This is a genomic window from Okeania sp. SIO2B9 (genome assembly GCF_010672505.1).
Classification (GTDB): Bacteria; Cyanobacteriota; Cyanobacteriia; order Cyanobacteriales; family Microcoleaceae; genus Okeania; species Okeania hirsuta.
In genome coordinates this window covers 1-7726 of record NZ_JAAHGK010000203.1, presented here as the reverse complement: position 1 = coordinate 7726, position 7726 = coordinate 1, and the positions used below count along the sequence as shown (strand labels likewise).

The 7726-nt window shown below is 35.4% G+C and carries 6 protein-coding genes and 1 pseudogene; 6 read left to right on the top strand and 1 reads right to left on the bottom strand.

The features are described 5' to 3' along the window. From F6K13_RS09730 to F6K13_RS09720, 3 genes and pseudogenes are all read left to right on the top strand, one after another. Positions 1–163: pseudogene (locus F6K13_RS09730) on the top strand (SDR family NAD-dependent epimerase/dehydratase); the annotation flags it as partial. Between the two features lie 86 nt (positions 164–249). Next, positions 250–1617, top strand: a complete 1368-nt coding sequence (locus tag F6K13_RS09725) for a UDP-glucose/GDP-mannose dehydrogenase family protein (protein WP_124145558.1) — start codon at positions 250–252, stop codon at positions 1615–1617. 837 nt (positions 1618–2454) lie between these two features. Next, the gene (locus F6K13_RS09720; RefSeq protein WP_124145559.1) at positions 2455–3663 is read left to right on the top strand and encodes a tetratricopeptide repeat protein; all 1209 of its coding nucleotides are present in this window, start codon (positions 2455–2457) and stop codon (positions 3661–3663) included. 43 nt (positions 3664–3706) lie between these two features. On the opposite strand, the gene F6K13_RS09715 is transcribed toward F6K13_RS09720, so the two are convergent. Next, positions 3707–4546 carry a phosphodiester glycosidase family protein gene (locus F6K13_RS09715; RefSeq protein WP_287287294.1) on the bottom strand — a complete coding sequence of 280 codons (840 nt, stop codon included), beginning with the start codon at positions 4544–4546 and terminating at the stop codon, positions 3707–3709. A 377-nt stretch (positions 4547–4923) separates the two neighbouring features. Here F6K13_RS09715 and F6K13_RS09710 point away from each other — a divergent pair, with 377 nt between their 5' ends. The 3 genes from F6K13_RS09710 to F6K13_RS35015 all read left to right on the top strand — a co-directional run. Next, the gene (locus F6K13_RS09710) at positions 4924–6156 is read left to right on the top strand and encodes a hypothetical protein (RefSeq protein ID WP_287287293.1); all 1233 of its coding nucleotides are present in this window, start codon (positions 4924–4926) and stop codon (positions 6154–6156) included. Positions 6157–6169: 13 nt separating this feature from the next. After that, entirely contained in the window at positions 6170–7522 is a 1353-nt protein-coding gene (locus tag F6K13_RS09705; RefSeq protein WP_287287292.1) for a hypothetical protein, read from the top strand. Next, the coding region (locus tag F6K13_RS35015) for a WD40 repeat domain-containing protein (protein WP_375340658.1) at positions 7503–7726 on the top strand (224 nt) is incomplete at its 3' end. The genes F6K13_RS09705 and F6K13_RS35015, both read left to right, overlap by 20 nt.

Below are 7726 nucleotides of genomic sequence, written 5' to 3'. Positions count from 1 at the left end.
TTATAAACCTCTGCCACAAGATGACCCGAAACAGCGACAACCAGATATTACTCGTGCTAAAAAATATTTAGGTTGGGAGCCTAGTGTTCCTCTCCAAGAAGGGTTAAAATTGACAATAGAAGATTTTCGAGAGCGGCTCAAAAATGAACCGCCAAAAAGTTGAAAGGGTGCGGGGGTAAAGGAAAGCAAATTGTAAAAACTTAATCCCCATTAAAACTTTTCGTGTTAAAAACTTTGAGGATATAAAAGATGCGTGTTTGTGTCATTGGTACTGGCTATGTTGGCTTAGTTACAGGGGTTTGTTTATCTCATACAGGACATCATGTAATTTGCGTAGACAACAACGAGGAAAAAGTTAAACTATTAAAATCAGGACAGTCTCCAATCTACGAACCGGGGTTATCTGAACTGATGCAAGGTTGCACTAAAGCAGGAACTCTCGAGTTTACATCTGACTTAAAAGCTGGGGTCAATCATGGCGATATCTTATTTATTGCTGTTGGTACTCCCCCACTCCCTACAGGGGAAAGTGATACTCGTTATGTTGAGGCAGTGGCTAAGGGTATAGGTGCTCATTTGACTACAGGTTATAAGGTAATTGTGAATAAATCAACTGTACCTATTGGTTCTGGGGACTGGGTACGAAGAATTGTGTTAGATGGGGTTGAGGAGCGGAAAAATGAAGAGGGTGGCTCCGGTACAGATATTGAACCTGAATTTGATGTGGTTAGTAACCCAGAGTTCTTGCGCGAAGGTTCCGCTATCTTCGATACTTTTAATCCAGACCGCATAGTATTGGGTAGTAATAGTCAAAAGGCACTAGACATGATGTTGGAACTTTATGCTCCTCTGGTTGAACGTAAGTTTGCTGACGACTCCTCACTCCCACCAGTACCAGTGGTAACAACAGATTTGAGTTCTGCGGAAATGATTAAGTATGCTGCTAATTCTTTCTTGGCAACTAAGATTAGTTTTGTGAATGAGATTGCTAATATTTGCGACCGCGTTGGAGCAGATGTGACTCAGGTGTCTAAGGGTATTGGTTTAGACTCTCGTATTGGTAATAAATTTTTACAAGCTGGTATTGGTTGGGGTGGCTCTTGTTTCCCGAAAGATGTTTCTGCTTTAGTGCATACTGCTGATGACTATGGTTGTGAGGCACAGTTGTTGAAATCGGCAATTGAGGTGAATAAGCGTCAACGCATGATCGCAATAGATAAGTTACAGCAGGCGCTGAAAATTCTTAAGGGTAAGACTATTGGGTTATTGGGTTTGACGTTTAAGCCTGATACTGATGATATGCGGGATGCACCTTCTCTAGATTTGATTCAAGAGTTGAACAGGTTGGGAGCAAAGGTGAAGGCTTACGATCCGATTCTTTCTCAGTCTGGTATGCGTCATGGTTTGACTGGAGTAGTAGTGGAAACAGATGCAGAAAGACTTGCTGATGGTTGTGATGCTTTAGTTTTGGTGACTGACTGGAAACAGTTTGAGAAATTAGATTATGCTAAGATGTTGAAGTCCATGGAGCAGAATTTATTTGTTGATGGACGTAATTTCTGCGATCGTAAAGAGTTGGAAGCTGCTGGTTTTCAATATGTAGGGATTGGGCATTAACTAGCTATCAGTAATCAGCAATCAGCTTTCAGCTAGCATAATTTTCAACAAAATATTATGTAGGGGTGTTCTATGGAACGCTCCTAAATTTTTGGTCCCTACTCTGTACATAAGGATGCTGCATACAACATCCCTACTTCCCTCTTGTCCGGAAATGTCTAATTATTGCTCTGCTGATTAAATCTAAAAGCATTGATCATAATGAAAACCGTTGTAAAAAATATTTACAGGCTCTGTGATACTCAAAAATTAGCACTAGAATATAGATATATTAGGACTTACCCATGAACGCTATTGGTAGTGTTGTGTCAAGCTGAAAATGGTGTATTAAATTTTTGAGTATAATTCTTGCTCTGACTAAGGTTTGGAGAATTTTCCTAAAACACTATTTCAAGCTTGACGCGCTAGTAGAGTGTGTTAGCGCTAGCGTAACACACCAAAGACCTATATATAGTACCTTTGCGTAAGTCCTGATACAACTATGCGAGAGAAGATTTGCGAGATGTGCTTGATGATGAGTTTTATAAATTGCCTGGTGGTGAGGACTGGTATTTTAAGGAGTAATATCATGCGGGGGCGGGGCGGGTTTAGATAAATTAATCAGGACTTACGCACTAGGTACGAAAAACTAGGACTTGAGATTGCTTCCCTATCGGTCGCAATGACGGAAATACGTTGAGGTGTGTAAGTCCTATTAATATCTATGTATCAAGATTTTTGCTGAAACCCGCCCCTACGTCGGTGTTTAATTTATTTCCCAAATTGTAGGGGCGGGTTTTTAATGGGTTTTAGGTACATTTATCGAAATTTGGCTAAACCCGCCCCCCTTCGGATATCATGCACCACCGGGCCCGGAGCGGGAGAGTTCAATTCATAATAACAGGTCAGACGATTCACACTGATATGATTATTATTTGTTACGGAATGCCTAAATCAGCTAGCACTTTCACTTTTCAGCTAGCATCTGCATTGGTTGATTGTAAATATAGTCAGAGTAAGGTATACAAATCTTTACCAGAAAAAACTAAAAGGCATTTTTATAAAAATACACGCTTTATAGAAAAACTCGATCAAGCCATCTATGATTTAGTAGACATAGTACCTAGTGATAAAGTGTTAGTTATCAAAACTCATTCTCCTTTATCAAAACCAGTTGAGTCTGTTCTAGAATCGGGTAATGCTCTAGCTATTGTAAATTACAGAAATCCTTACGATATCATTGTTTCTCTCAAAGATGTGGGAGAGAAAGAACGCTTAAAAAAGAAGTCAGAGCGGCACAAAGGATTTGCTAAAATAAAAAGCATTGACGATGCTAAGGTTCTTATTCCAGATTTTATCAGAAAAGCCAAAACTTGGCTGGATAAAAAATCGGAATCATTGCTATATGTTTCTTATCAAGAAGTAGAAAAAATACCTTTTAATGTTGCACGGGATATTAATGAATTTCTGCAATTAAATTTAGAACCTAATTCTATTGACACAATAGTTGATGGATTCATAAGTGACAAAAGCAAGATTGGGCAATACAACATTGGTGTATCTGGTAGGGGAGCAGAAATAAGTTTCAGTGAGTCAGATAAAAAATTAGTAGAAGAAATTAATAGTTTTGTTGACTTATATTTTCAAGGAGGAGACAATACAATAAAAAAAGAGATAGCACCAACCATCAGAAAAAATATTGATGACTATGAGTATTATTTTCAAATAGCTGAAGAATTTTATAAACAAAGAGAATTTAATTCAGCTCTTACTACATATCAAAAAGTAATAGAAATTAATCCGAAGCACTCTTGGTCTTATTATAAATTAGGTAATATTTTCCGAGAACAAAACAAAGATGACCAAGCTGTCACCGCTTATCGTAAAACAATAGAAATTAACCCTGATTTTTCTTGGTCGTACTATCATTTAGCCACTATTTTAGAAAAACAAGGGAAGTTAGAAGAGGCGATCGCTTCTTATCAAAAAGCTATTGAACTTTATCCAAATTTTTCTCCATATCGCTACAAATTAGAAAAATTCCTCCAACACAGAATCTTTAAATAAACACCTATAAAAGTCTCAATAACTTTACCAAATATTCATAAAACTACCTTAATATAACAATCATTTGAGGGATAGTTCTTGGTGAAGTTATATAATTATTCCCCTGACAAATTAATTGTGTAGAACCTCCACCATCTAACATCATTACTTGAGTGGCACCGAAACTTTTCAAAACTTGAGCTGCATGGGGTTGAGTTGCTTGCTTAGATGTAAAAATTAAAATTGTTTCATTGAGGCGATCGCCATCTTTGTCTTTAACTCCAATAAATGTTCTACCTGTTTTATCTTCGACTCCTTTATCAGCGTTTTCCTGTAAACCAACAATAAGATTAGGTGCTGTTGATAATTGTAATTTTTTTTGCTCAAACTTACTAATTAATGCTCTATTATTCCAGACTTCTAGGATTAACTTTTCATCGGGAAATTCTATTTCTCCGGCATAACCATCACTAACTATAATTCCATCTGACTTAACAGGAAATGCTAATCCTGTAGAGGAGTTTTGATCGTTTCTAAAAAATTGACCATTAGTGATGCAAAATAAATTTGAATTTTCTGAAAATAAGTTAGACCATACTTGTGATATTGTCTGACGTTGAAATTGTGGATCGTTACCGCCGTAAGCTCCTTTTTTAGTACCTAAGTCTGTGATGTTTCCGTAGATAAAATTAATTTTTGCGCCTTGAGTTAGATCGACAATTTGTAGATAATCTAAATCTTTTTGATAAAGAGTTGTTCCCTGAGAATTGTTAATAATTTGGAAACCAAGAGATAGAGGGTTTTGTGATTTACTTTCGGCATTCTGGGCAGAAAATAAGTTTATTGTTATTAGGAGGAAGGTTGTTAAAAATAATCCGGTTAAAGTTAGAGTTTTTTTATTCATTATACCAATTTCAAAAAAGAATGTTACAAATAACAAGGGTGATAAAAATACTTTACAGGAGATGTTTCTTTGACGAATTCAATAAATTATGAACTAAGAATAGCTAATAAGTTATTTATTTTGACTCCTAACTCCTAATTCCTGACTCCTTAAAAAAACTAGATATTTGTAGCAAACATTTATCAAATCGGAATAATACCAATTTTATAAATGTTTTTGACAAATGGTAGGGAGGTTGTATGCAAAGTCGCTACAGGGTTATCATCTTTTTATGTGCTTCATTTTTTGGGTAAATCCTGATGTCTAAAAAAAACTTTTGAAATTGCTATAGTAGTATTACAGTCGGCATGATTATATTTTCAGAGGAAATCTAGGCAATGAAAAGTTACAAAATATTAACTTTAGGAGCGTCTGGTGCAGGCAAAACTGTATTCCTGGCCAGTATGTTTAGGTCATTATCAACACAAGGAGAAGATGGTTTCTATCTTGAGGTTGAGGATTTTGAATCACAGAAGCTACTGAATGATATTTACGCAAACTTGATTATTGGAAAATGGCCTGAAACAACCAGACGTGATGAGATATCAAAGTGGAAGTTTACTTGTTGTATCAATAATCTCAATCTGGAAAACTTTCCAATTTGCCAGTTTATTTATTTTGATTATGCTGGCGGAAGGTTTACAGACATGGATGAAGAAGATTCTAATTTACAAGAAATAATCGTAAAAGCTGATGCAATTTTGGGTCTTTTAGATGGTCAAAAAATTCAGGCATTAATGACCAATAGCAATGAGGAAAATATTGATGATTTTTTAAATAAAGATTTACCACCAATAATTAAATGGATGTCCTATTGTCAAGCACCTATTCAGTTCGTAATTAGTAAATGGGATTTGCTGGAAAATGATAATTTTGGTTTAAAAGAAATAAGCGATCGCCTCCTAGAAATTCCTGAGTTTAAAGAATTAGTTGTTAATCGAAATAAAGAAGGTTCTCCAGTACGACTGATTCCAGTAAGTTCAATAGGTTCTGGTTTTGCAACACCTCAACCTGATGGCAGTATGAAAAAGATTGCAGGTTCAATTCCACGTCCTTTTTACATGGAAGTTCCTGTATCTTGTGTTATACCGGATCTTTTAGAGAAAGAGATTCAGGTAAATCTTAAACGACTAACTACTATTAGCGACGCATCTATTGCTGAAAATAGTGGATTTAATAAATTATTAAATAAGTTCTTCAAGGGTGTGTTAAGTTTCCGTTGGTTGATCGATCTAGTTGTTAATATTATTGTTGAATATTTTTTGATACCAATAATCTTTCAGGATGATAGCTCTGATTTCAAGGATAGTGAGCCAAATGAGTTAAATAGTATAATTGTTAAAGAAGTCCTCAAAAAAATTGATAATTGGGTGCTGGCAGGAATTAGAAAAAAAGTTGCAGCAGATGAAAAAAAAATAGGTGAATTCGAGGAAATAAAAAATGAATATATTATGGAAATTAAAGATAAAAGAACAGCTTTAAAAAGTGCTATTACAAGTTTTTTATATATTAGTAATAAACTGATCCAAGATTTTCCTGACTCTGAAATTATCGTAGATAAACTAAAGTAATAAGATAATAATTATGAAAATTAAAAGTTCAGAAATGAATATGAAAAATTACAATATTATTACTTTAGGACCAATTGGAGCAGGCAAAACTGTATTTTTAGCCAGTCTTTTTAAGCAATTATCTACTCAAACTAGCGAAGGGTTTTTTCTGGAAGTTCCTGACAATCAGCAGTGTAAAGAACTGAATGAAATTTATTCAAAAATAGATGGTAAAAATAAAGGTTGGCCTAGTGGGACAAGAGATGTAACAGAGAGAATATTTACTTGTTATGTCAAAAATCAGGCTCTTGAAAAGTTTCCGGTTTGTCAGTTTACCTATATTGACTATGGAGGAGGATTAATTACAGAGACAAAATTACCAGATCAATACGATGTTGTTGATTTGGAAAAAAAAGTTTCCAATGCAGATGCAGTGTTGGTGATGATTGATGGTCTAAAATTATTAAAATTAATGCAAGGAAAAGACCTGGATAATGAAGCGGTTAGAGAGTTATTGTTACAAGATTTACCCAACATGATGCAATTAATAAATAATAAATGTAACAGAAACACTGCAGTTCATTTTATTATCAGTAAGTGGGATTTGCTTAAAGGTAATTATAAGCTCTCAGACATAATAGAAAGCCTGCGAGAAAAAGTCGATGAGTTTAAAAATGTAGTTCATAGTAGAGTTCAAGCTGGTTGTCCAGTGCGTCTAATTCCTGTAAGTTCTATTGGTATGGACTTTGCAACCCTCCAACCTGATGGTTCGATGAAAAAGAAGCCAGGTGCAATTCCTAAACCTTTCCAGTTAGAGATTCCTATTGCTTATGTATTAATTGATAGGGTAAAATCTGATCTTAAAGCCTTAAAACCATCCTCAGAAAACATTCTCCTGTTGGATCTAGTTAAAAAATTAAAAGAACTAGCTCATCTAGACCAAGAAAAATCTTTACAAGAAGTCAAAGATCGAGAAACAGCGCTTAAGCACTTGGTCATTAGTTTCTTGAAGCATCTCAAGGATTTTGAGGAGACATTTCCCGAAGCTAATTTAGGAGGAGAAGTTCTTTTTGCTCCTGAACCTATCCATAATTTGACAAAACATGAAAAAGTAGTGTGTTCGGTTGGTTTCACATCTGATGGTAAAACTCTTTTCAGTTCCAGTGATGACAGAACCATTCTGTTTTGGGATGTTGCACGGGGAAATTTACAGAAAAAAATTGTGCAGGAAAAATCAAGTTGGGTACTAGCAAATATTAGTCAAGACAATAAACTCCTGTTTACTGCCAGCGCAGATAAAAGCATTAAGGTATGGGATGCTAATACAGGAAAACTCTTGTATAAATTGTTGAAGGGACTCCGAGTCGATCGATGGGTTTGTTGTTAGTCCTGACGGTAGCACACTGATTAGTAGTAGTCGAGATCAAACTGTCAAAATCTGGCAATTAGAAACTAATGGCGGTAGAGTCATACACAGTTTAAGCGAACATCAAGGCTATGTTTATGCTCTTGCTGTTTCTTCCAATGGGCAAACTTTAGCTACTGCTGGTACGGACAAGAAAATGCTGATTTGGGAACTGCCCATTAACAA